This is a genomic window from Chryseobacterium sp. KBW03 (genome assembly GCF_003852415.1).
Taxonomy (GTDB): Bacteria; Bacteroidota; Bacteroidia; order Flavobacteriales; family Weeksellaceae; genus Chryseobacterium; species Chryseobacterium viscerum.
The window spans coordinates 168,327-194,035 of record NZ_QAJO01000001.1; the positions used below are offsets into that span (position 1 = coordinate 168,327).

At 36.8% G+C, this 25,709-nt stretch carries 26 protein-coding genes; 17 read left to right on the plus strand and 9 right to left on the minus strand.

The genetic code is table 11. From position 1 onward, the window contains the following. Positions 1-11: 11 nt before the first annotated feature. The gene (dnaG, locus tag DBR39_RS00650) at positions 12-1,997 is read right to left on the minus strand and encodes a DNA primase (protein ID WP_124530401.1); all 1,986 of its coding nucleotides are present in this window, start codon (positions 1,995-1,997) and stop codon (positions 12-14) included. A gap of 213 nt (positions 1,998-2,210) precedes the next feature. On the opposite strand from dnaG, the gene tsaE reads away from it, so the two are divergent. The 13 genes from tsaE (at position 2,211) to DBR39_RS00715 (ending at position 13,592) form a co-directional block, all read left to right on the plus strand. Beyond that, a complete protein-coding gene (gene tsaE / locus DBR39_RS00655; RefSeq protein ID WP_124530402.1) occupies positions 2,211-2,618 on the plus strand; it encodes a tRNA (adenosine(37)-N6)-threonylcarbamoyltransferase complex ATPase subunit type 1 TsaE in 408 nt (135 codons plus the stop codon). Between the two features lie 67 nt (positions 2,619-2,685). Beyond that, complete coding sequence (locus DBR39_RS00660; protein ID WP_103233083.1) at positions 2,686-3,876, plus strand: alanine dehydrogenase; 1,191 nt, start codon at positions 2,686-2,688, stop codon at positions 3,874-3,876. After that, positions 3,876-4,247: a DUF4258 domain-containing protein gene (locus DBR39_RS00665; RefSeq protein WP_124530403.1), complete on the plus strand. Its 372-nt coding sequence runs from the start codon at positions 3,876-3,878 to the stop codon at positions 4,245-4,247. Before DBR39_RS00660 ends, DBR39_RS00665 begins: the two co-directional genes overlap by 1 nt. A 20-nt stretch (positions 4,248-4,267) precedes the next feature. Further along, complete coding sequence (locus DBR39_RS00670) at positions 4,268-5,041, plus strand: histidine kinase (RefSeq protein WP_124530404.1); 774 nt, start codon at positions 4,268-4,270, stop codon at positions 5,039-5,041. After that, the gene (locus DBR39_RS00675; RefSeq protein ID WP_124530405.1) at positions 5,016-5,726 is read left to right on the plus strand and encodes a LytR/AlgR family response regulator transcription factor; all 711 of its coding nucleotides are present in this window, start codon (positions 5,016-5,018) and stop codon (positions 5,724-5,726) included. Before DBR39_RS00670 ends, DBR39_RS00675 begins: the two co-directional genes overlap by 26 nt. A 110-nt stretch (positions 5,727-5,836) precedes the next feature. After that, positions 5,837-6,226, plus strand: a complete 390-nt coding sequence (locus DBR39_RS00680; protein ID WP_124530406.1) for a hypothetical protein — start codon at positions 5,837-5,839, stop codon at positions 6,224-6,226. A gap of 96 nt (positions 6,227-6,322) precedes the next feature. Then, positions 6,323-8,611: a cation:proton antiporter gene (locus DBR39_RS00685; protein ID WP_228447731.1), complete on the plus strand. Its 2,289-nt coding sequence runs from the start codon at positions 6,323-6,325 to the stop codon at positions 8,609-8,611. 103 nt (positions 8,612-8,714) lie between these two features. Continuing rightward, positions 8,715-9,200, plus strand: a complete 486-nt coding sequence (locus DBR39_RS00690; protein WP_124530407.1) for a hypothetical protein — start codon at positions 8,715-8,717, stop codon at positions 9,198-9,200. A gap of 48 nt (positions 9,201-9,248) precedes the next feature. Then, the gene (locus DBR39_RS00695) at positions 9,249-9,773 is read left to right on the plus strand and encodes a hypothetical protein (protein ID WP_317127274.1); all 525 of its coding nucleotides are present in this window, start codon (positions 9,249-9,251) and stop codon (positions 9,771-9,773) included. Between the two features lie 237 nt (positions 9,774-10,010). Then, the gene (locus DBR39_RS00700) at positions 10,011-10,853 is read left to right on the plus strand and encodes a prephenate dehydrogenase (RefSeq protein WP_124530409.1); all 843 of its coding nucleotides are present in this window, start codon (positions 10,011-10,013) and stop codon (positions 10,851-10,853) included. A gap of 232 nt (positions 10,854-11,085) precedes the next feature. Next, positions 11,086-11,358, plus strand: coding sequence for a DUF2089 family protein (locus DBR39_RS00705; RefSeq protein ID WP_124530410.1), 273 nt, complete (start codon positions 11,086-11,088; stop codon positions 11,356-11,358). An 11-nt stretch (positions 11,359-11,369) separates the two neighbouring features. After that, positions 11,370-11,951, plus strand: coding sequence for a YIP1 family protein (locus DBR39_RS00710; protein WP_124530411.1), 582 nt, complete (start codon positions 11,370-11,372; stop codon positions 11,949-11,951). 6 nt (positions 11,952-11,957) lie between these two features. Next, complete coding sequence (locus DBR39_RS00715) at positions 11,958-13,592, plus strand: serine hydrolase domain-containing protein (protein WP_124530412.1); 1,635 nt, start codon at positions 11,958-11,960, stop codon at positions 13,590-13,592. 81 nt (positions 13,593-13,673) lie between these two features. Here the strand turns inward: DBR39_RS00715 and DBR39_RS00720 are convergent, their stop codons facing one another. After that, positions 13,674-15,092 (minus strand): L-serine ammonia-lyase, encoded by a 1,419-nt coding sequence (locus DBR39_RS00720; protein WP_124530413.1) that lies wholly within the window; start codon positions 15,090-15,092, stop codon positions 13,674-13,676. Between the two features lie 179 nt (positions 15,093-15,271). Here DBR39_RS00720 and DBR39_RS00725 point away from each other — a divergent pair, with 179 nt between their 5' ends. Beyond that, complete coding sequence (locus tag DBR39_RS00725; RefSeq protein ID WP_124530414.1) at positions 15,272-15,850, plus strand: Crp/Fnr family transcriptional regulator; 579 nt, start codon at positions 15,272-15,274, stop codon at positions 15,848-15,850. A 60-nt stretch (positions 15,851-15,910) separates the two neighbouring features. Continuing rightward, entirely contained in the window at positions 15,911-16,534 is a 624-nt protein-coding gene (locus DBR39_RS00730; protein WP_124530415.1) for an FMN-dependent NADH-azoreductase, read from the plus strand. Positions 16,535-16,726: 192 nt separating this feature from the next. Here the strand turns inward: DBR39_RS00730 and DBR39_RS00735 are convergent, their stop codons facing one another. The 6 genes from DBR39_RS00735 to DBR39_RS00760 all read right to left on the minus strand — a co-directional run bounded on the left by DBR39_RS00735 (position 16,727) and on the right by DBR39_RS00760 (position 22,086). Next, positions 16,727-18,070, minus strand: coding sequence for an ammonium transporter (locus DBR39_RS00735; protein ID WP_109738830.1), 1,344 nt, complete (start codon positions 18,068-18,070; stop codon positions 16,727-16,729). A gap of 98 nt (positions 18,071-18,168) precedes the next feature. Next, the gene (locus tag DBR39_RS00740) at positions 18,169-18,819 is read right to left on the minus strand and encodes an alpha/beta hydrolase (RefSeq protein ID WP_124530416.1); all 651 of its coding nucleotides are present in this window, start codon (positions 18,817-18,819) and stop codon (positions 18,169-18,171) included. 123 nt (positions 18,820-18,942) lie between these two features. Then, the gene (locus DBR39_RS00745; RefSeq protein ID WP_103233524.1) at positions 18,943-19,569 is read right to left on the minus strand and encodes a YceI family protein; all 627 of its coding nucleotides are present in this window, start codon (positions 19,567-19,569) and stop codon (positions 18,943-18,945) included. A gap of 78 nt (positions 19,570-19,647) precedes the next feature. Continuing rightward, positions 19,648-20,214 carry a YceI family protein gene (locus DBR39_RS00750; protein WP_103233523.1) on the minus strand — a complete coding sequence of 189 codons (567 nt, stop codon included), beginning with the start codon at positions 20,212-20,214 and terminating at the stop codon, positions 19,648-19,650. A gap of 142 nt (positions 20,215-20,356) precedes the next feature. Further along, on the minus strand, positions 20,357-21,406 hold the full coding sequence (locus tag DBR39_RS00755) for a glucokinase (protein ID WP_124530417.1): 1,050 nt from the start codon (positions 21,404-21,406) through the stop codon (positions 20,357-20,359). Between the two features lie 116 nt (positions 21,407-21,522). After that, positions 21,523-22,086: a hypothetical protein gene (locus tag DBR39_RS00760; protein WP_103233522.1), complete on the minus strand. Its 564-nt coding sequence runs from the start codon at positions 22,084-22,086 to the stop codon at positions 21,523-21,525. Positions 22,087-22,450: 364 nt separating this feature from the next. Between DBR39_RS00760 and DBR39_RS00765 the strand changes: the two genes are divergently transcribed. Both DBR39_RS00765 and DBR39_RS00770 read left to right on the plus strand, forming a co-directional pair. Beyond that, positions 22,451-23,830: a DUF1800 family protein gene (locus DBR39_RS00765; protein WP_124530418.1), complete on the plus strand. Its 1,380-nt coding sequence runs from the start codon at positions 22,451-22,453 to the stop codon at positions 23,828-23,830. A 177-nt stretch (positions 23,831-24,007) separates the two neighbouring features. Continuing rightward, positions 24,008-25,192 carry a DUF1501 domain-containing protein gene (locus DBR39_RS00770; RefSeq protein ID WP_124530419.1) on the plus strand — a complete coding sequence of 395 codons (1,185 nt, stop codon included), beginning with the start codon at positions 24,008-24,010 and terminating at the stop codon, positions 25,190-25,192. Positions 25,193-25,483: 291 nt separating this feature from the next. Here the strand turns inward: DBR39_RS00770 and DBR39_RS24100 are convergent, their stop codons facing one another. Continuing rightward, positions 25,484-25,621, minus strand: coding sequence for a hypothetical protein (locus DBR39_RS24100; RefSeq protein ID WP_165835351.1), 138 nt, complete (start codon positions 25,619-25,621; stop codon positions 25,484-25,486). Positions 25,622-25,709 lie beyond the last annotated feature (88 nt).

Consider the following 25,709-nt stretch of genomic DNA (forward strand, 5'->3'; position numbering starts at 1 on the left):
CTGACTTCAAACTATCTCTTACGATCTACATAAATCCCTTTGATAGGTGAATATTCGATAATATTGCTCAATCTGATGGAAGCCTGTTTCAGTAAAGTAATCTTTTTTATCAGCTCATAATATTTTCCTTCATCCGTACTGCTGTACTGATCCAGTTCTTTTGCCGTTTCTGTGATTAAATAATCAATATATCTGTATTTGTGCAATAAAACATCTCCCTGGATCTGATCCGCCACTTTATCTCCGTAATTGGGTGGATAAATATTTCTGGAAGCCCAGTTTTCAAGATCATCCAGTGGAATCAAAGCATCTACAACCTTTGTTGTGATCTCTTCATCCATAAAAGATACAAAAAAGTTTCCACTTCTCAGTTCGTCTTTCTGAATTCCTTCCCTCACTTGAGCGATAATGATTTCATTTCCTTTGACTAAAAATGCATACTGCTCTTCTTCAAAATGATGAAGAATCTCCTCAATGACCGTAATCTGATATTCTTCACCCTGCTCATTTCTACGTTTCAGAACAATATCTCCAAATGCCAGCATGTGTTCAACAAGTTTATTCTCCATAAACAACACATCAAACAAAAAAGGATCTTCTTTTTCCTTATCCAAAGGAACAATCTCCATCTTAGGAGCAACATTTTCCTTCGGTTGCTGCTGCACATGGTGAGTCTGATTCTGCGTGATCTGCTTCTGAACCCCTAGTTCATTGAAAAGACTCTGCTCAGAAAGTCCGAACTTATTGGATACTTCCTTAAGGTAGACTTCCCTTTTCAGTGCATTCTGTACAAAAGAAACCGATTTCACGATATCCCTTATTGCTTCAGCCTTTTTAATAGGATCATTTCCAACATCTCTCAACAGGATTTCCGCTTTAAAGTCGATGAAGTCCATCGCTTCATTTTCGATATACTTTTCAACGTATTCCTGAGGATGTTTTCTGGCGAAAGAATCCGGGTCATCTCCATCAGGGAAAAGCAATACACGGATATTCATTCCTTCTGTCAAAAGCATGTCTATACTTCGGAAACTGGCTTTAATACCTGCATTATCACCATCAAAAAGAATGGTTACATTTTCTGTAAGCCTTTTGATCAGTTTGATCTGCTCGGTAGTCAGGGAAGTTCCCGAACTGGCCACTACATTTTCAATACCGGACATATGAAGAGAGATCACGTCCATATATCCTTCCACCAAAAGACAGACATTCTTCCTTGAAATGGACTGCTTACTCTGGTTTAATCCATAAAGAACATTGGATTTATGGTAAATCTCCGTTTCCGGCGAATTGAGGTATTTTGCTGTTTTGACATTACTCTTAAGAATCCTCGCTCCAAAACCTAAAACTCTCCCTGAAAAACTGTGAATCGGGAAGATCACTCTATCCCTAAAACGATCGACTCCTCCCGGCGTGTTTTCCGGGAAAATAGAAAGTCCGGATTTCTCAAGAATTTCTTTGGTATATCCTTTTTCCAGGGCATACGCCGTAAAAGCATTCTTTTTTTCAGGAGAATATCCCAGCTGGAATTTATTGATAATATCATCCTTAAGTTCTCTCTCTTTAAAATAAGAAAGTCCTATACTTCTGCCTTCTTTATCATCCCACAAGATCTCCTGGAAATAGGTATTCGCCACTTCGTGGATCTTATATAAAATATCTTTTTCTGTCTGCGCATTTTTTGCTTCCTCAGAAATTTCACGCAGATCTTCTTCTACTTCAATACCGTACTTTTTGGCAGCGTGGCGAAGCGCTTCAGGATAAGTGAAATTTTCAATCTCCATAAGGAAAGAGATTGCTGTCCCTCCTTTTCCTGTTGAAAAATCCTTCCAGATCTGTTTGCTTGGTGAAACGACAAAACTGGGAGACTTTTCTTCATGAAAAGGACTGAGTCCTTTAAAGTTAGACCCTGCTCTTTTCAACTGCACATATTCACCCACAATCTCTTCAACGCGGATCGTGGAGAATATTTTATCAATGGTCTGCTTAGAAATCATGCTGTAAAATTAAGTATTTTTATGTAGAAATTGAAAGAGTTTGAGAGTTAGAGTGTAAGAGTGTGTGGGATACCGGATATGAGTTTTGGGTTTGCTCCTTTAAATCAATTTTAGCTTCAATCGTACCCATCTATCTTTATGGTCTTTATTCTTTTCTCTTTATTCTCAATTTTCGCTCTTTAAATTCATTATTTTTGCAAAACAAATTAGTATATGCAGTTCACTATAAATACAATTGAAGACTGGCAGGAAGTTGTTGACAGCATCATTCCTCAATTAAAACATAATATTTTTTTATTAAAAGGAAATCTGGGAGCGGGGAAAACGACGTTCACCCAATTTTTGCTTAAAAACATGGGCAGCAAGGATGAAGTCAACTCTCCTACTTACTCTATTGTCAATGAATACAATACAGAAAATGGGAAAGTGTATCATTTTGATCTTTACCGCTTAAAAAACATTGAAGAAGTCTATGATATCGGAATTGAAGAATATCTGGACAACTCTTTTCTGTGTATCATCGAGTGGCCGGAAGTCTATGAAGAGGAACTTTACGGGCTCAACTACCACACAATGAGTATTGTGAATACGGGTGAAAACAGAGAAGTTTCATTCGATTAAATATTATGTATCTTTGCTCATTAATTGAGTGTAAATAACAATCTGTAAGACATAATTTAATTTAAGGATGAGTACAAATATTTTTACTCCTTTCACAGAAGAAGAATTGATGCCGAAAGAGGAAAAATTGGAGGTGATAAAAAAAGGAAAACAATTCAGTATTGGAATTCCTAAAGAAACCTGTCTCAACGAAAGGAGAACCTGCATTACTCCTGACGCCGTACAGGTGTTGGTAGAGCACGGCCATGAGATCATTATTGAAGCTGGGGCCGGACAAGGTTCTTTTTTTACAGATTTACAATACTCTGAATCTGGAGCGAAGATCACCACTGATCCAAAAGAAGCTTTCGGGCAGGATCTTATCCTTAAGGTCAACCCTCCTACGGAAGACGAAATAGAGTATATGAAACCGAATACTTATCTGGTTTCGGCACTTCAGATCAACCTAAGAGACAAGGACTATTTCTTAAAGCTTGCTGAGAAAAAAATAAACGCCATTGCTTTCGAATTCATCGTTGATGAATACAAACAGCTGGCTTTGGTAAGATTAGTAGGTGAAATTGCAGGAACTGTTTCTATTTTGTATGCTTCGGAATTATTAGCCTTATCCAACGGCTTAATGCTTGGAGGGATCACAGGAGTAAGACCTGCTGAAGTAGTGATTCTTGGAGCTGGGATTGTAGGTGAATTCGCTACGAAAGCAGCCATAGGTCTGGGAGCCAGTGTAAAGGTTTTCGACAACTCATTATCGAAGCTGAGAAGACTTCATACGATTGTTGACAGCCGTGTTCCTACTTCCATCATTGATCCTAAAGAACTCAGCAAAAGTTTAAGACGTGCTGATGTTGTCATAGGAGCACTACCAAGATTGAATATGACCCCTATCGTTACTGAAGATATGGTCATGAAAATGAAAAAAGGCAGTGTGATCATCGATATCACCATAGATAATGGTAAAGTTATTGAAACTTCAGAGCTGACCACTATGGAAGATCCTTATATCATCAAGCACGGTGTCATCCACTGCGGACTTCCGAACCTTACCTCAAGAATGCCGAGAACCACCACCAAGGCAATCTCGAACTTCTTCCTTTCCTATATTTTAAATTATGATGAAGAGGGCGGCTTTGAAAATATGCTGATCCGCAAAAACGAAATGAAGCAGAGTTTATATATGTATAAAGGAAGACATACCAAAAAGATCATCTGCGACCGTTTCGGACTTACGTACCATGATATCAATCTTTTAATTTTCTAATGAAAAAACTGAAATTCTTCGTAATAGGCTTTTTGCCTGGGCTTTTGCTCGTATTTTTTATTCTAAACAAAAAAGGGGCAAGCTGCAGCGGTTATTTACCCAACAGCCGTGTTATTGCTGAAACACTATCTAAGGAATTCAAATATTCTGAAGAAGTTAAAAATGCAATGACTACCTACAAGATTGATGAGAAATTTGTAAAAGACAGCATCATTACCAACGGAAAAGTAGATTTTGACCGCAGCCAGGCACAGAAAAAACCGTGTCCAAATTATATTTTGACCTATCCTGAAAAAAATCCTTCTTACGAGGTCTCTTTTGAAAAATGTGAAGAAGAGGTAACGGTAAACGGTCTTAAGAAACTTAAATAGTTTTTAATAACCAAGATTTTATGGGTGGCAATTACTACATGATTCATGATTATCTGATATTCGTCGGAGTTTTTGCCATTTTCCTGTTTCTTACCGTAAGTATTTATCTCTTCAGCCAGAATCAAAAGCTGAATCAGAAAAATACCAAATTATCGGAAACCAACAAACTTATCGAGCAGCTTCTGAACGAAGTCCGTTTGGAACATATCGGCACAAAGCTGAATCCGCATTTGTTTAAAAACATTCTCAATTCGGTTCAGTCTCATGCCTATCAGACGTATATGTCATTGGATAAACTGGCAAATGTGCTGGATTATATTTTATACGAAAGCAACAATAAGTATGTGAGCCCTAAAGAAGAACTTAATTTTGCTTTAAGCCTTATTGAGATTAATAAAATTAAAATCAATCCCCTTTTCGATTTCAGAATCAAATCCAGGATCAACAAGTCCGATTCTCTGTATGAAGAAAAGGTATTTGCTCCGCTGATCTCTGTGGATCTTATTGAAAATGCCTTCAAACATACAGATTTCCTAGCCCAGGATTCTTTCATTTCCATTTATATGGAGCTTGAAAATGGTATTTACACCATGAAAGTAAGCAATAAGGCTTCTTTAAAAAATATTCTGGAAAAGGAGAAAAGCGGTTTTGGAAGCCAGTCTTTTGATCAAAGACTTAAAATGATCTACAGTACTTATTACCAGCTGGAAAAAAGTTCGAAAAACGGCGTCTTTACAGCGGAATTAAAAATCAATTTAGGAGAATTCTATGATAAAATGCGTTATTCTGGATGATGAATTGCTGGCCATCAGTTATTTAAAACTTCTATGCGAGCAGATCGACAATGTAGAAGTCGTAAAGGCATTTAATGATCCTAAGATTTTCCTGAACGAAATAGACAACATCGACTGTAATCTGTGTATTCTGGATATTGAAATGCCCGGAATGACGGGACTTCAGGTAGCTGAGATTATTTCAGGCTCAAAAAAAATAATCTTTACCACGGCTTATAAGGAATATGCCGCAGAAGCTTTCGACCTGAATGTGGTAGATTACGTAAGAAAACCTATTAAAAAAGAAAGGTTGATTCAAGCCTTTGAAAAAGCTAAAGAACTGGTGGAAGACACTCCTAAAAAAGCTTTTATCGAATGGAATACCAATATCGGAAAAACAGTCATATTCACAGAACAGATTTCTTATATCAAAACCTCTGAGATAGACAGCAGAGATAAAGATATCATCCTGAGTGATGGAACCACAATTGTTTTAAAAAACCTGAATTTTAAAAACCTTCTGGAAATGCTTCCAGCCAAAGATTTTGCACAGGTCAACAAGAAAGAGATCATTGCTCTGTCTTCCATTAAGGTATTTTCAACCAACGAAATTATCACCACAATTCCTACAGAGGATCATAATTTTTTGAAACTTCAGATTGGAGATGCCTATAAAAACTCTCTGATGGAGCTATTCGGAAAATAGACCTTCTTCAAATCTTTCGGGTTTCGTTACAGAATATCCACGCTTCATTACAACTCCCCTTTTTCAGTGTTCAATCTATTTAATTTTGTGTAGAATTAATTGATTTTATAATGAAAAACTTTTTCTATGCTGCGGGATTTCTCATATCCGGTCTGTGCTTTTCCCAGGAAACCTCTTCAAAAGTTAAGGTGTCATTTTTTGACGGGATAGCAGTGGCCGGATATGTAGATCATGGTGCCTTTATCAACTTTACAGGTCCTAATGTGAGCCTTACTCATAAAAATGTTAAATTTATACTTGGAATGCTTCCTTCATTGAGAATTAAAGAAGACCACTCGCCCGGGACCAAAAACAGCCCTATTATGCCCACGTTGGGAGCAGGCCTCACCATGGTTTATAAAAAGATAGCCTTTCAGATTCCTGCCTATTACAATTCTAAAACAGCTGATCAGAATGGCAGTTGGAAAGTAGGAGTCGGACTTGGCTATTCATTTAAATAGATTTGATTACATTTTTTAGAACATTCATTACATTTAAAAACAATAGTATTTTAATCTTAATATATTCTTATCAACTTTGCATAAAATATTGGAATCATGAATTTGGGGAAATACAAAAATATTATCTTTTACATCAGTACCATTGCATTCTTTTCTTGCGTCATGTACTGGTTCTTTATCCAGGGCAAAACACTGGAAATTGGAGAAAATATCACTCCTAGCAAAGCTACGGGAGCTACGATGTGGGACAATTTTGCAGATTCTTTTCTGGCAAACCTTCATCACCCTTTAGCACTTCTTCTTACTCAGATCGTAACCATCATCCTTGTAGCAAAACTTTTCGGATGGATTTGTACAAAACTGAAACAACCCTCTGTAATAGGTGAAATGATCGCCGGTATTGTTTTGGGACCATCACTTTTCGGATTATATTTCCCTGAACTTTCTGCCTTTATCTTTCCGAAAGAATCTCTTCCCAATCTACAGTTTTTAAGCCAGATCGGTCTGATTCTCTTCATGTATATTGTCGGAATGGAACTTGACCTGAGTGTTCTGAGAAAAAAGGCACATGATGCCGTAGTGATCAGTCACGCAAGTATTATTTTTCCTTTTGCATTAGGGGTAGGACTTTCTTATTTCATTTATAAAGAATTTGCCCCGGAAGGTATTCAGTTCAGTTCATTTGCCTTGTTTATAGCGATTGCAATGAGTATTACAGCCTTTCCGGTTCTCGCGAGAATTGTTCAGGAAAGAAACCTTCACAAGACAAAAATAGGAACCGTTGTTATTACCTGTGCCGCCGCTGATGATATTACCGCATGGTGTATTCTGGCAGCCGTAATTGCTGTGGTAAAAGCTGGATCTTTCTCAGGATCAGTATTCGTTATCTTAATGGCTATTCTGTATGTTTTCATTATGATAAAAGCGGTAAGACCATTTCTCCACAGAATTGCCGAATCGCAAAAAGGAAAAGGGTTTATCAGCAAATCACTTGTTGCCGTATTTTTCTTAATCCTTATCATCTCTTCTTATGCAACAGAAGTGATCGGTATCCACGCTCTTTTCGGAGCATTTATGGCCGGAGCAATTATGCCGGAAAACGTTAAATTCAGGAATCTTTTCATAGAAAAAATAGAAGATGTTGCCTTGGTTTTACTATTGCCGCTTTTCTTTGTATTTACAGGGTTAAGAACCCAGATCGGATTATTGAATGATACTCACCTTTGGAAAATTGGAGGATTGATCATTTTGACAGCCGTTACAGGAAAATTTGTAGGAAGTGCGCTCACCGCAAGGTTTTTGAAAATAAGCTGGAAAGACAGTCTCACAATAGGTGCTTTAATGAATACCAGAGGCCTTACAGAACTTATTGTACTTAATATCGGGTATGATTTAGGAGTATTAGGTCCGGAACTTTTCGCAATGCTTGTTATCATGGCCTTATTTACAACGTTTATGACGGGGCCGTGTCTGGATTTTATCAATTATCTTTTCAAAGGAAAAAAATCGATGATTGAAGAAGATGAACAGGAAGATAACGATACAAAATACAGGGTTCTTTTATCTTTTGAAACCGCAAAAGCCGGAAGTAAGCTATTGAAACTTGCAGATAATTTTACCCATAAAATGAACGGGAACAAAAGTGTAACAGCAATGAATATTGCTCCTGTTGACGAACTTCACGCCTTCGATATAGAAAACTTTGAAAAAGAACAGTTTAAAAATGTCATTGAAACCTCCCACGAGCTTCAGCTTGAAGTGACAACACTTTTCAAAGCTTCTACCGATGTGGAAAGTGACCTCACCAATATTACCAATAAAGGGAATTATGATCTTCTTCTTATCATGCTCGGAAAATCAATGTATGAAGGAAGTTTACTAGGAAGATTATTAGGATTTACAACCAAAATCATTAATCCTGAAAAATTATTGAACACCGTAAAAGGAAAAGGAAATATTTTCAACAACTCTCCTTACGATGATCTTACCCTTCAGGTTCTGGATAAAGCAACCATTCCTGTCGGAATCCTTGTTGATAAAGAATTTAAAACGGCAGACAAAATATTTGTACCTATCTTTAATCTAAGTGATTTCTATCTTCTGGAATATGCCAAAAGACTTATCAATAACAACAATTCCCAGGTTATTATTCTGGATGCTGCAGGACAGATCCGAAACAATATTGAGGTGAAAGAACTGATCAGAAGTATAGAGCAGGTAGCTCCTAATCATATCACATTGTACAATGAGAAAAAGATTGAGAAAGAGTTTCTGAATTCTCAGGATCTGATGCTTATCAGCAGCAAAAGCTGGAAAAACCTGATCGATACAAAAAGTCTCTGGCTTTCTGATATCCCATCAACATTGATTATATCAAATCCATAGCACAATAACACACCGATATTTCTATTTCTACTAGAAGCTGTAAATATTATTCGTTGTCTGTAAAGAAAAAACGGGTATATTTATAGCTTCAATTTTTTGGGACATGCTGATTAACAGTGAAAATGGAGTTATAGAACTGGAAGTCTTTACTACCCGGCTCTATAAGGGAATGAAATTTGATCAGCTGAAGCAATCTGATTTTCATAAAGAAAAGTATCATCATACGTGGGATGCAAAAACCGGGTATTTTTGGTATTATTTTAACAGCATAGAAATACAGGGATACCAGGTATCTTTCAGTCTGTGCTTTTTCGAAGATCAGCTGGACATCATTCATATGAACACATGGGAAAATGGTGATGCAAAAGACTGGAATGAATGGACAGAGGAAAAAGAAATGAAGGTTTTCTACCGGAATAATACTTTTCTTTCTCAGATTCTGGAAATGTCTCCAACCCAAAAGAAGAAAAACCCTTACCCAAGCTGCACCTTCAAATTTCCCTGGGGAAATGTATGGTCGGTCTACGATCCAAGAAGCGCCAGCAGCCTTATGGGAATCAACTTTAATGAAGAGGAAAAAAACAAATAAAAATAACTTATAACCAAAGAATAAGATTTTAGTATGTGCCGATATTCCATGATGGTTTACAAAGGACATTATGCCTGTTTTAACTGCCAGAAAACTTTCAAACGACGTCATTTAAAAGATGTGGACCGGGATGCTCAGGTCTCCGTAGAAGCCAAATGCCCCGAATGTGGCAGCCTGATGGCCAATATGGGGCTCGATTTCAAATCGCCTTCAAAAAATGACGATAAACAATGGGCTCATATCCGGGATCTGTACACGGTCGGAATCACTTTTCATTCCTGTGGCTGCTCCGGACCGGGATATATACCGCAGGACCGAAAGGCTATTATCTGCTATCTTGAAAAAATCCGTTCAGAATATATGCATTCTCTTGTATTCTGGAGATACCGTATAGAGCCTGAAAATAAAAAAGAACGCGAACAGGATTATCAAAAAAGTGGTGGTTATTTGTTGACTGTCAACCGCAATGCTTTTAAAGAAACCGTGACCAATCAGGAAGGAATCAACTACTGGATCAAAAGGATCAATGAAGTAGAGGAAAGACTTACTATTATCAAAGCGAATGTTCAATAGTTAATGCAATACATTTGGTAAGTAACATCCACAGCGCCGATTAATAGCATCTATATATAATTTAGATAAGAAATTTCGTTTCGTTTAAAAAATATTTTTACCTTTGCGAAGTGAATTTTAACAACGGAACATATTATTATAGAATTTTTAACTCAGATCTGGGATAGGGATTCTTATGAATATAATTTAAAACCTCGTCCTAGGACGAGGTTTTTTTATTTAAAAAAATTTAAAAAGATGAAAATAAGTATTATTGGAGTAGGATTAATCGGAGGTTCGATGGCCTTGAAATTAAGGGACAGAAATATCGCCAGCTTCATTTACGGAATCGATAACAATACACAGCATATCAATGACGCCCTAGACCTTAAGATCATTGATGCTGAAGCAGATCTGGAGCAGGGAATCAAAAATTCGGATCTGATTATCCTTGCCATTCCTGTAGATGCAGCCAGAAAATTGCTTCCAGCTGTTTTGGATCTTGTGTCTGATCATCAAACGGTAATGGATGCAGGCTCTACAAAAGCAGGAATTGTAAAAGCCGTAAAAAACCACCCGAAACGATCAAGATTTGTAGCCTTCCACCCGATGTGGGGAACAGAAAACAGCGGTCCGAAATCTGCCATTGCAGAGAGTTTTGCTGGGAAAGCAGGCGTTATATGCAATAAGGAAGAGTCTGCAGATGACGCACTGAACATCGTTGAAAAAGTAGTGGATGCTCTTGACATGCATATGATCTACATGGACGCTGAAGATCATGATATCCATACGGCTTATATTTCCCATATTTCTCATATTACCTCTTACGCTCTTGCCAATACGGTGTTGGAAAAAGAACGTGAGGAAGAAACCATTTTTCAGCTTGCCAGTTCCGGTTTTTCAAGTACGGTTCGTCTTGCCAAGTCACATCCTGAAATGTGGGTTCCCATTTTTAAGCAGAATAAAGAAAATGTACTGGATGTTCTGAATGAACATATCACCCAGCTCAGAAAATTCAAGTCTGCACTCGAAAAAGAAAACTATGAATACCTTGAAGAACTGATTACCAACGCCAACAGAATCAGAGGAATTTTAAGGTAAAAACCTATATACGATACTAAAAGCCCGACAGCTTTTACTTTTATTTTATTAAAGAATCCTTAGGCAGTGATGTCTAAGGATTTTATGTTTTTAAGTACTACTATTTTCATTAATATTCCTTCCAGCTTCCAGCACATACTTTTATTCACTTTAATCAATTAAATTTTAATAAAATTAAAAAATATTTTAACTTTATTAAAAAAAAACATTACTTTCGTAAAAAATATAATCCATGAAACTCCCCATAGTCTGTCCAAGTTGCGACAATACTCTTAACGTAAGCCAGATGAAATGTCCTAGCTGCAAAACAGAAGTAAGCGGTGATTATGAACTTCCGGTGCTCCTTAAACTGAACCGCGAAGAACAGGATTTTGTTCTCAATTTTTTCCTATCGAGCGGAAGTATCAAAGAAATGGCTAAACAGGCAGGCCTATCATATCCTACCATGAGAAATAAAATGGATGACCTCATTACTAAGATCGATCAACTAAAAACCAATCTGTAAAACTCAATCTTATGAACTGGAAAACCATTTTCAATCCGTTTGAAAAATTTGACGAAAAAATACTCCTGTTAGTAGGAATCTTCACAATAATAGTTTCTATTGCAATTGGGTATTGGACAGAAACTACTTACACCAGTATATATAAAATAGATAATGTAAAAGACATTTCTCTTCAAACTACAGCCATTATAACCACGGCAAGTTTTGCTTCAGCCATTATTATTCTTTTTATATTGGGTAAAATCTTAAATAACAGAACAAGGCTTATCGATATTGTCAATACCGTTTTACTTTCACAGCTTGTTCTAGCTATTTTGCAGCCTATAAACAAGATTCCTTTTATAGAGAACGCGCAAAAAACAATGATAAGCTACACCAGACATCCTGCTGAATCAACCCCTATACTTGATATCAGCATTATGATGGCTCTGGCTATGTTCAGTATTCTTGTTTTAATTTACAGCATTGTCATTTATTATAATGGCTTTAAAACCGCAACCAATATCAAAAAATGGCAGCATATTGTTCTTTTTGCTGTAGTATCGCTTGTTACTACTTTAGCCTGCCAGATTATAATGTCTAATTTTATTTAAAATACCATGAAAATCAAATTATTACTCGTGCTGGTCTTTCTGGCACATCTTTGTCACGCCCAAATTGAAGGCATATGGAACGGTGAACTGGATATCCAAAACATGAAACTTCCTGTCATTTTCAAAATTAAAAAAGAAAAAGAAGGATACAGTTCTTTTCTTAACAGTCCGAAACAAAGTGCCCGGGATTTTATCGTTGATAAAACCCAGTTCAGTAACAATGAACTGAATTTTGAGATACAAGAAATAAATGCCAGCTATAAAGGAGTGTATAAAACAGACCATTTTGAAGGAAACTTTTTCCAAAATGGAAAAACGATCCCTTTAAACCTGTTCAGGGATGTTCAAAAAAGTCAGGATGTTCCTTACCTCAATGGAAAGGCTATCAACACAAAGAAAATAGACGACTTTCTGGATTATATGGTTCAGAATAATCAGGGAATAGGCAGTGTCTCCATCTTCAGAAATGGTTCCGAAATCTATCATAGAAATTTTGGCCAGCAGCAGCTGAAAAACATTACGTATGATAAAAACACTCAATACCAGATAGGATCTGTGAGCAAGCTCATCACTGCTGTCATGCTCTATCAGCTTATAGAAAAAGGAAAATTATCTTTAACTGATAAACTGGAAAAATTCTATCCTGATATTCCTAATTCCAAAAATATTACCCTAAAGAATATGCTTAATCATACCAGCGGACTGGGAGATTATGTAGGAAAATCGATTCAGAATAACTGGCTTTTCGAAAAACCTGTAGGTGATAAAGCGATTATTAATGCTATAAAAAAAGAGGGAGTCCTTTTCAAGCCTGGGGAAAAAACACGATACTCCAATTCAGCATATTTCTTATTAAGCAGAATTTTGGAGAAGCTATATAACAAGCCTTATAATGAGATCTTAAAAGAAAACATTCTGGAAAAAGCAAAAATGAACCATACCTTTTCGGTCATTGATAATCCTGGAAATGTTTTTAAATCTTATCACCAAGAGGCAGGAAACTGGACTGAAGTGAAGGATTTCAACTTTCATAACTGTATCGGATTAGGAGATATTGTTTCTACGACGGAAGATCTTAACATTTTCGCCAATGCATTATTTAATGGGCAGTTCATAAAAAAAGAAACATTGACAACGATGATTTCAGATAAGAATGAAAAAACTTTCGGCTCCGGAATTATGAAGATGCCTTTTTATAATATTGAGGCATACGGGCATGGTGGAGATACTGCAGGAACCCACTCAACGGTATCTTATGAACCAACTGATCAGTTATCTTTTGCGATGAGCATCAATGGTGAAAACTTCCCACACAACAGTATGTTTGTTGCGATCCTGAATTTTATATATGACAGGGATTATTCATATCCTGCCTTTAATACAATTAAAGCTCCTGTTTCCGAGTTGGAAAAATATCCGGGAGACTATACTTCTAAAGATATTCCTTTAGGATTAAAGATATTTATCAAAAACGAAACTCTGTTTGCTCAGGGAACAGGGCAGCCGGAATTCGCCTTAGAATATGTAGATAAAAATCAGTTTAAGTTTGACCAAGCTGGTTTGAAAATCACTTTCATTCCTGAAAAAGGACAGCTCGAACTTATACAACGAGATAAGAAATATCTGTTTAATAAAAAGTAATATTCAGATCACATCATTCATAAAAAAAATCCTTAGACATATGATCTAAGGATTTTATATTTTTTACAATAAATTTCTTTGTTAACATTCCGGAACGTTTACCGCAATAGCCAGTCCGCCTTCGGAAGTTTCTTTGAAACGGTCACTCATCGCCTGAGCGGTTTCCCACATCGTCTGAATCACCTCATCTAATGTCACTTTTGCCTTAGCAGGATCACTTTCCAGTGCAATATTGGCTGCTGTAATTGCTTTCATCGCTCCCATTGTATTTCTTTCAATACATGGAATCTGCACCAGTCCTTTAATCGGGTCACATGTCAATCCAAGATGATGTTCCATTGCAATTTCTGCCGCCATCAATACCTGTCCTACACTTCCCCCCAGGATTTCTGTAAGCCCGGCCGCAGCCATGGCGGAAGAAACTCCGATCTCAGCCTGACAGCCTCCCATTGCTGCAGAAATGGTTGCATTTTTCTTGAATAATGTCCCAATTTCTCCTGCTACAAGCAAGAATCTTACGATATCATCTTCATTGGTAAATGGTGTAAACGCCTGAGCATACATCAATACGGCCGGAATTACTCCACTCGCTCCATTGGTAGGTGCGGTAATAATTCTTCCGAAACTTGCATTCTCTTCATTCACGGCCAATGCGAAACAGGCAATCCATTTGTTGATGTTCGTGAAGTTTTCTTCAGCATCAACAACCTGCTGGAACCATTCATCTTTATTTTTATAAATTTTATCTCCCAACAGTTTTCTGTTGATCCCCGCAGCTCTTCGGGTAACATTCAGTCCGCCCGGAAGAATTCCTTCTTTATTGACACCTTTGTAGATGCATTCTTTGATCTGCTGCCAGATGTAAAGCGCTTCCCCTCTCGTCTCCTCCTGAGTTCTCCAGCTTTCTTCATTCATGAAAATTAAGTCTGAAATTTTATCAAATCCCAGTTTTTCACAATATTTTGCAATATCCGAAGCTTTATGACAAGGATACAATGTACGTACACATTGCTTTTGGATAGAATTTTTTTCCTGGCTGGCAATGAAACCGCCTCCTACAGAATAAAAATCCTGCACAAGCTCTGTTCCGTCTTCGAAAACAGCTCTGAAGATCATTCCGTTCGGATGAAAATCAAGGCTCTTTTTCATATTTAAAATCAAGTGATGTCCGTAAACAAATGGAATGATTTTCTCCCCTCCCAGATTAAGGGTTTGAGTATTTTTGATGTAGTCTATTTTTTCGTCAATTTTTGAAGTATTGATCGTCTTAAAATCTTCTCCATTCAAACCGAGCATTCCTGCAATATCAGTTCCGTGCCCGATCCCCGTTTTTGCGAGTGAGCCAAAAAATTCAAGAAAAACCTCTTTAACTTCTTCGATTGATCTTTCTCTTTTTATAATCCTGATAAATGCTGCTGCAGCATTCCAAGGCCCCATCGTGTGCGAACTGGACGGGCCTATTCCTACTTTAATAATTTCAAAAACCGATATTGATTCCATAAATGATTCGTCATTTTCCTCAATAACAAAGATACATGATAAATCCTAATAAAAGCATAGCAAAACCTTAGATTTATTTGGTTTGACAGCCCATAAAATAAGTATTTTTGTAGATGAGCTGATCGTATGAGTTTCAATCAGATCTATTATTACACGGTTCTTTTTAATCATTTTTTTAAATGGAAACATTAATTAAGAGTATTCTGCAACATGCCCAATTAAGTCCGGAAGAAATAGCTGCCTTTAAAAATTTCTGGACAGAAAAAACATTGGAAAAAGGGGAATTTCTATTGAGAAACGGGGAAATATGCCGCTATGACAGTTATATCATTTCGGGAGTTTTAAAAGCGTTTTGCATTAATGAAGAAAATGGAAATGAAGAGATCCTCTTTTTAGCCATTGACCATTGGTGGGCAACCGATATTGCCAGTTTTTCAAAACAAAAGCCTTCCATTTATAATATACAGGCTGTAGAAAAAACAAAGCTTTTACAGATCAACCATCAGTCTTTCCAAAAAATGCTGAAGGAAATTCCATCTTTGGAAAAATACTTCAGAATTATTCTGGAAGGTTATCTTGGAACCCTTGAAAAAAGAGTTGTGTTCAATCATATGCTGAAAGCGGAACAAAAGTATTATGATTTCCTGGAAACTTATCCCGATATTTCATCCAGAGTTCCTCAGTATCTGATTGCTTCTTACCTGGGAGTCTCCGCAGAATTTATCAGCAGAATCCGTAAAAAAAATAAATCCTCTTGAACTAGATCAATTTTTCAGAACTTAATAATCAGGAATTTTGCTATTATAAATTATTAGCAAATGAAAATATTGATTATTAATGCCAGTGTAAGAAATGAAAGATCTTACAGCAGAAAACTAACCCGGCTTTTCGTTGAAAACTGGAAGACCAAATATCCACTCGATACATTTACCTACAGAGAAGCCGGAACAGACAACATCCCCAATATTGATGAATCCTGGATCGCAGGAGCATTCAAAAAACCGGCAGACCGGACTGAAGAAAACCAAAAGGCTTTACAACTTAGCAATGAACTGATACAAGAACTCAAGGAACATGACGTATATGTGGTCGGAACTCCCATGTACAACTGGTCTATTCCTTCCGGATTGAAGGCTTATATTGATCAGGTAATGCGGATCAATGAAACCTGGAAATTCAGATCAGGAGCTCCGGATGGCGATTACGTGGGCCTCCTTGAAAATAAAAAACTCTTTATCCTCTCAACACGGGGCGATACCGGATATGGAGAAAATGAAAAGAACGGCCCTATCAATTTTCAAACGACTTACCTGAAACATATTTTCGGGATCATGGGGGTGAATGATGTCACCATTCATTCCTTAGATAATGAAGAGTTTGGAGGTGAAGTTTTTGAAAATTCAAAAAATAAAATCTTTGAAGCGATTCATTCAATTCAATAAATCATTTTTGATTTGAATATATTACTCAGGAGGCTGTCTTAAAAGCCCGATTATTTAGCATTTGTCATTGACTACGTCGAATCTTTGATTTCTGACGAAGGAAGAATCTTATTAATAACCAGACGCATGAGATTCCTCACTACATTTCATTTCATTCAGAATGACATTTTTGAGACAGCCTCCTGCTTTTTATCAATTGAAACTTTCCTCATGCTGAGAAAGATCAAGTCCTTTATTTTCAGACTCTTCAGAAACGCGTAATGTAATCATAGAGTCTGTAATTTTATACAAAAGCAGGGAACCCAAAAAGGTGAAGGCAGAAACCAAAATTAATGCAGCCATGTGGTGAAGAAAAACCTCAAAACCTCCGTGAAGCAAGCTGGCTTTTTCACCATGGGCAAAAATAGCCGTAAGAATCATTCCCATAATTCCTCCTACTCCATGACAGGCAAAAACATCTAAAGTATCATCGATCTTCTTTAAAGCTTTCCAGTTGACCATCACATTTGAAACTATCGCAGTGATAAATCCTATAAAAAGGCTTTCCTGGATACTTACAAAACCACATCCGGGAGTAATCGCTACCAGCCCTACGACAGCACCAATACAAGCCCCCAATGCAGATACACTTCTTCCATTGATCCTGTCGAAAAAAATCCATGTCAGCATCGCCGAAGCGGAGGCAATGGTAGTCGTTCCAAAAGCTGTAGCTGCAGAAGCAGAAGCACTCAATGCCGATCCTGCATTGAATCCGAACCATCCAAACCACAGCATTCCTGTTCCCAGAAGCACATAAGGAATATTGGAAGGCTCATGATGCGGATTTTTCCTGTTTCCTACCACCAAAGCTCCTGCAAGTGCTGCAAAACCCGCACTCATATGTACGACGGTTCCGCCTGCGAAATCTTTTACTCCAAAATATTTATTTAAAAGGCCATCAGGATGCCATACCATATGACAAAGCGGTGTATAAATACAAATACTGAAAAGGACAATGAATAAAAGATAAGAAATAAAACGAACCCTCTCCGCAAAAGATCCGGTAATAATAGCAGGTGTAATTACTGCAAATTTCATCTGAAAAAGGGCAAACAGAATAAACGGAATAGTAGGCGCCATCATTTTATGCGGCAGATTTCCAACGCCGCTAAAGAAGGGGTAACTTAATGGATTTCCAATAATTCCGTAATGCTGTCCATCAATTGTAATTCCCAGAGGTTCTCCAAAAGATAGAGAAAATCCTACCACTACCCAGACAATAGAAATTACTCCTAAAGCAATAAAGCTTTGCAACATTGTAGAAATCACATTTTTCCGACCTACCATGCCTCCATAAAAAAACGATAGTCCTGGCGTCATCAACAGGACAAGTCCCGCAGCGGCCAAAATCCATGCGACATCTGCCCCTACAATTTTATCTTCGCTTAAAAACTCGCGTGTATCAGGAATATCTGCTGCCGGATTCCAGAATAAACCTCCGAATGCAACAAGTGTAATCACAGAGAATGAAACGATCCATTTTAATCCTATTTTCATGAAATTTATATTTAACCCTATCAAATTTAAACATAAATCACATAAAAACATATTTTTTTCAACAGAACCCCTATAAAAAAACTATTTATGAAATAATATTATTGTTTTTCACAAAATACTTCATTCAATATTTTAGTAACTTCCTTAGATTTGGTCGCAGGAAAAAGATGGGTTCCTCCCTTAATGACATAATCAGGATTGGAATAACGGATTGGGAAAACAATATCTTTATCTCCTAAGATCTGAATTACATTGGGATTTTCTTCAAACTTCCATTCGGAGACTTTTTCTACAGACCATTTCAGGTAATAAGGATCTTTTACTTTAAAATACTGCATAAGCTTTGGATTTTTAGGATCAAAAAGCTTTCGGATAACAGCATATACATTCGCGGCCTTATCATTGAATAAGCCTACAGGCAGTATTCTTGGAATCTTGGTAACCTCACCTGTTTTTATGAACTTGGATTTTTCTTTGTCAGATTTTATACTCCCCAGAATCACTACTTTCTCAGCAGGTTTCAGCTGATTGATCTCCTGCACGATAATTCCTCCAAAAGAGTATCCCAGCAAGCAGAACGGCTCCGAATCGTCTACTTTCTCTGCCATTCTTTTGACATAGGCATCAAAAGGCTCATTTTTTTCCGGAATAAGCCAATCTATAAAAATCAATTCACAATGTTTGGGAAACGTTATTCTTTCAAGGACTTTAAAGTCTGCTCCCAGACCGCTTACGATATAAATTTTCATACTACTAATGTATAAAAAATACAGGAAAACGGGAATGGCTGCCACAAATCTTATCGAATAAAGTCATAAAAAAAGAGCAGCTCATGAGAACTGCTCTTTTCTATATTGATAGTATTTTCAATCTTATTTTTTCTTCTTCGGAACTCTATTCTCGTTATCCAGCATTTCTGTGGTAACTTTGAACTGAATATCCATTTCATTCTTAATGAAATAATCTTTCAATGAAGACTGATAGAATACTTTAAAGTCTCTTCTGTTCAGAGAAAACTTCGCAGATTCAATAGATGTTGTAAACTGGGTAACGTATACATTCGCAGGGAAAGAAATCGTCTTTCTCACTCCTTTAAGGGTAAGGTCACCATAGACTGTAGAATTGTATTCACTGTTTGCTAAAGGAATAATTTTAGTCAAATGGAATTTGGCAATAGGGAATTTTTTTACTTCAAAGAAGTTTGTGCTTTTCAGATCATTAGTAAGCTTGATCTGATCCTCATCGGAAACATCTCCAGCCATCATACTTCTCATATCTATCACAAACTCTCCGTCTACCAGAACAGTATGATCAAAGTTGAATTTTCCGCTTTTCAGCTTTACTGTTCCTGAGTGGGAAGATGCTTCGGTTTTTACCACCTTATACCCCCACCATCTGATCTCTGATGAAGTCACTTTTGAAACTTTATCAAATTTCTTTTGGGCAGAAACAAATGATATGCCTGCACACACCATAGCAAACAATAGTAATCTTTTCATTCTTTTTTATTTACAATTCAACAAAAATAAAAAAAAGTGTAGAACTTCTACACTTTTAACAATCTTTTTTTGATTAATTTATTGAGCAGTTACTTTTACAAGCATTTCAATATCATCTTTCACAAAAACATCCTGCATTGTAGACTTGTACGCTACATCAAATTTTTGTCTGTCGAAAGAGAATTTGTTTGATACTAAACTTACTACTCCTTTGCTGTAAGAAATCTTAGCAGGGAAAGAAACTGGGTTTGTTTTTCCTTTTACAGTAAGGTTTCCTGTTACAAGAGAGTTGTACACTTTATCGTTGTTTTTCTTTACTCCTGTAATTTTGAAACTTGCTGTAGGGAATTTTTCAACTTCAAAGAAGTCACCGTTCTTAAGGTGCCCGTTTAGTTTTTGCTGATATTCTCCTGTAAGGTCAGTAGAGCTGATAGAAGTCATATCCAAAACGAAGCTACCACCTACCAATTGGTTTCCTTTCATTACCATATCTCCAGACTTTACTTTTACAGTACCGTCGTGAGAGCTAGCCTCAGATTTTGCTACTTTGTATCCCCACCAGTGTACATCAGACGCTACTACTTTTTTTGACTGTCCGAAAGCTAGACCACCAGCTAAAACTGCTAATAAAAATATTTTTTTCATTGAATAGAGTTATTTACTTATTTAATAATACAAATGTAGGTATCTTATTCAATAGATTTCATTGATGTATATCAATAAATTTTATTATTTTCATGAATAATATCATCTCATAAAAAAACTCCGAATTTCTTCGGAGCTCTGTTTATTCTTGATAGTAAGCGGTATAAAGCGCTATACCATTTAATGCTGTATGATTTTGCTTGACCAGATAGATGGGAGTACTTCTAAGCATTTCCTCCATTTTATCACTGATCTTGAATTTCTCATAGAATTTAGCCTTATCAATATATTCTCTGATGGTCTGTGGAATATCTCCGGCGATCAGTAATCCTCCGGTAGCTTTAAGCTTTAATGTTAAGTTGTTTGCTTCTCTTGCCAGAAACTCAAGGAAGGTATCTAAAGCAATTTTGCAAATAAGGACATTATCCTCTACTGCAGCTTTATATAGTTCTTCTACGAAATTACCTTGTGCAAGACGCTCGCTCAGCCATTCTGGTTCGGGATGTCTCTTTACATCTCTTAGGAATCTATAAATATTGAATAATCCTGACTTGGAAAGTACATTTTCCCAGCTTACAATACCATAGATATTATTTAAGAACTGGTAAAACTCAACTTCTACGTTGGTTCTTGGTGAAAATTCTGAGTGACCTCCTTCAGTTGCGAAAGGTCTCAGGTATTTTCCGTCAAAGAAATATCCAGCCTCACCCAGTCCGTTTCCGGGAGCAAGCACTGCTACGTTTCCTCTTTCAAGATGTCCGCTGGTATAGATCGCTTCAAGATCGTTATCTTCAAGAAGAGCCATTCCGTAAGCAGAAGCTTCAAGGTCGTTCAGCATGTCTACTTTTTCAAACCCGAAATCACGGGCATATTCTTCAACATCTAAATTCCATCCCAACCTTACAGGGTTACTTTTCCCATAAAGTACAGGACCTGGCACAGCCATTCCCAGACGTTTTACATTTTGCAGTTGATTATCCTGGATAAACTTCTTTAAAATATCTGAAAAAGCAGCGTATTCTTTGGTTGCATAGGTATTTTGTACTTGTATCTCAAGACCTCCGTTTCCGGAAACAAAATATCCTAAGATCGTTATATCTTCACGAAGACTTGCTCCAATGATAGAAACATTATCATTATTACTGTTCTCTACTCCTGGTAAATAAAGTGGAAATTTTGGATTCAGAATCATAACCTCTAATTTTACCAAATATAATAATTGTTTTTGTAAATCCTGCACAGAACAAAAAAACCTTTCCACTTTCGTGAAAAGGTTTTGGTTAATAATTGTTTATATATTAAATCTAACTACTTTCCTAATGGAATATTGTAACCGAATCCTACTCCGATATTCCCCACATTATAGTCCTGACCTGGCAAATCTCCTTTTGTTCCTACAAAAACCTTTTGGTATTGTACGAAGAAATTCCAGTCTCTGTTGTGGTATCCGATCTCCGGCTTGATGTAGAAACCTCCGTTTGCTCTTTCAACATTGGTGTTTGATGCCACTGTTTTATCTCCAACCAGGAAACCATATCCTAAATCTGTTCCGAAATAGAAACCTGTTTGTTTTGGATAAATTCTGATTAAAGCTGCTACAGGAACTACTCCTACATCATTGTTCTTATACCCGTTGTTCTCTTTTCCGAAATAGTGAGTATATCCTGTTGCGATACCTAATCCAAACCCTGGTGTAATCAGGTTCTGGTAAGCAACATCTACTCCTACTGCAGCAGAAAGATTATCTGAGGGAACTGCTAAACCAACATTTGCACCTACTTTAATCATATTATTCATTTGAGAACTTTGGGCGCTTGCTATACCTGCTGTTAAAACTCCAGCCAGCAATATTGCTTGTTTAAACATTTTCATAACTCTAATTTTTAAATTTTACTAAACAAGAGGATGTAAAAATCGTGCCAAGCAAGGTTAATTCATTGATTTTAACACTCAAACAACTCATAATACAATGAATATCAGTGTCTTATTTTTAACAAAATTTAAATGTTTGTTTAACAAAAATTATCAAAAAATGATATCGAAAAGTGAATTAAGAAAGAAATGAAGCAGGGAGATGGAAGCTGGAAGTAATATACTGTTATAAAACTTAATCTGTTTACCACAACATAATAACTCCCAGCCTCATTCCTCCAGCCCTCTCTACAATATTAACAATTCTTAACCCGTTATTACTTTTAACCTTTCTCCTGTAAATACATCAAAAAAATAAATTCTCATGGCTGATTCATTATTAAAAAATAAACATCTTCTTTGGCGGGCAGGTTTCGGTATTGGAGTTAATCAAATTGATGATCTGAAGAATAAGAACATTAAAACGTTGATGAATGAGTTATTTAAAGAGGATAGCTTTAGTGAGATTACTTATGACACTCCTGATCCGGATTCTGCCGCAGATTATATGAACAGCACTGCTCCTGCAGAAAAGAAAAAAGAAATGCAGCGAATCAACAGGGAGCAAAATAATGAACTTAACCTCAACTTTCTGGATAAAATCGTTAACAGCAAGGAACAGATGAGGGAAAAGATGGCGTTTTTCTGGCATGGGCATTTTGCCTCAAGAGTAGTAAATCCAAATTTCAACAAACAGCTTTTAAATACTATCCGGAAAAATGCACTGGGAAATTTCAAAGACCTGCTTTTTGAAGTAAGCCAGTCGCCGGCTATGCTTAACTTTCTGAATAATCAGCAGAACAAAAAAGATCATCCTAATGAGAATTTCGCCCGCGAAGTCATGGAACTGTTTACCATGGGAAGAGGCAACTATACTGAAAAAGATGTGAGAGAGGGCGCCAGAGCCTTTACAGGATGGAGCTATGATAAGGAAGGAAATTTTAAAGAAAGAAAAAACCTCCACGATGAAGGTTCCAAAACTTTTCTAGGAAAAACAGGCAACTTCGATGGAAATGATGTTTTAAATATTATCCTGGAACAAAAAACAACGGCACAGTTTATTACCACCAAGATATATAAGTTCTTTGTCAATGAAAAGATCGATCAGGATATCGTTAATAAGCTCAGCTCCAACTTTTACAATTCCGGATATGACATAAAAAAGCTGATGACTGAAATATTTTCGAGCACATGGTTTTATGATCAAAAAAATATAGGTAACCGAATAAAATCTCCTGTGGAGCTGATGGCAGGTATCATGCGGATACTTCCCATGCAGATTCAGAATCCTGAAAACCTCATCGTTTATCAGAAATTATTGGGACAGATGCTCCTTTATCCCCCCAATGTAGCAGGATGGCCCAACGGAAAATCGTGGATCGACAGCTCTACCTTGATGCTGAGACTTCAGGTACCACAGATCTGGTCCGGCCTCCGGCCTTTGGAATACAGCCCGCGACAGGATGATGATATTGATATGGGAATGAAGTCCCGGGAAACAGCTTTAAACAAAAGCTTTAAGAATCCGAATATCACGATCGACTGGGGCCGTATTGAAAAGCTTTTCTCTAATAAAAACTGTGAAGATTATCTTCTGCAGAATACTCAAAGTCTAGACATGAGCTCTGTGAAGAATTTTTCAGACAAAAGCATAAAAATGAATGTAATCAACCTGATGTCTACTCCGGAATACCAGTTAATGTAGGTAGAATATTTTAGGTTGCAGGCAGCAGGTAATAGCGGTCGCAGTATAACTTAGCATCATTTATTTATTATTTGCTGCCATAAAATTTTATAAAAACAAACAGTAGTAAAAATATAGACAAATCCTGCAACCTATCACCTATCATCTATCAGTCACCTTTACCCTAAAAACAAAATTATGTTAATCAAAAGAAGAGAATTCCTAAAAATAAGTTCACTGGCTACCGCTTCTATGCTGATGCCTAATTTCTTAAAAGCGATGACCTTGGATGAGGCCCTGAATCCTAATCAGAATATTCTGATAGTGCTTCAGTTTACGGGAGGAAATGATGGTTTGAATACCATTGTTCCATCCAAAAATGACATTTATTTCAGGGAAAGGAAAACCCTGGCCATTCAGGATTCAATGGCATTGACTGATGAAGCAGGGATCAATCCTTCTCTCTCCTATTTTAAAGAGCTTTTTGATAATGGGGAACTTTCTGTGATGAACAATGTGGGGTATCCCAATCCGGACAAGTCGCATTTCCGCAGCATGGATATCTGGCAGTCGGCAAGCAGAAGTGATCAGTTTTTGGAAACAGGCTGGCTTGGCCGTTTTCTGGATGAAGAATGCTACCGATGTGACCATCCTACTCAGGCCTTAGAAGTGGATGATATGCTCAGTTTAGCCTTAAAAGGAGATCATAATAAAGCTTTCGCCTTTAAAGATCCTAAAAGACTTTATCAGACCAGTCAGGAAAAATATTTTAAGTCTCTCTATGACCATCACCACGATGATGAAACAGTGTCTTATCTTTATCAGACCTTAGGTTCCACGATCAATAATGCCGATTATATTTTTGAAAAAAGCAAAGCCAAAAAAACAGAACAGACTTATCCTAATTCTCAGTTAGGAAAAGACTTTAAAACAGTAGCTTCTTTAATAAAATCAGATATCAATACTCAAGTCTATTACCTTTCGATCGGAAGTTTTGATACCCACGTCAATCAAAATGAAAGGCAGAAAAAGTTATTTGATGATATCAATGAAGCGGTAAAATCATTTGTAGCCGATATGAAAAGTAACGGACTGTTTAAAAATATCCTGCTGATGACATTTTCAGAATTCGGACGCCGTGTTGCCCAGAATGCCAGCAATGGAACAGACCATGGAACGGCGAACCAAATGTTTTTTATCGGCGGAAATCTTAAAAAGAAAGGACTTTTGAATGCGCTCCCGGATTTGCAAAATCTCAATGAAGGAGATCTTATTTACAAGGAAGATTTCAGAAAGGTGTATGCTACGATCCTGAAAAACTGGCTTAAGGCTGATTCGTCCAAAGTATTGGGCTGGAAAGATGGAATTTATGATTTTGTGTAGAGAAATCCGTAAAAGTCGCGAAAGTTTTTTTAACACTTAAGTTATTTTAAGATACTACTAAATGCTTAAGAAGTACACTTGAGTTTTTGAAAATCTTCGATTTTCAAGTGATAATAAAGATTACAATTCTGAACAATACCACAACTGGAGACGTAAGAATTCCCCTCCTCTGGAGGGGTGGCAAAAATTCAGAGAATTTTTGACGGGGTGGTTTAAACAAAAAAAAAAGAGACTGTGCATACTCATGACAGTCTCTTTTTCAATAATTTTAAATTTTAACTACTATTACGTTTAAGCCGTAATTTGCTTTGGTTTTTGATCTTTCTGATCTTCTTTTTTATCAAGTTTCTCAGATATTTTTTTAACAATATATTCTATTGCTATAGGGGCTAGGATTGCTATTAATGCTTTAAATATTCTTGATTTCATAGTGTGGTATTGTTGCTATATAAATGCAATTTCCAAGCCAAGATAAAACGAAAGAATAAATTATTTTACACAACCCACTATCAATAAA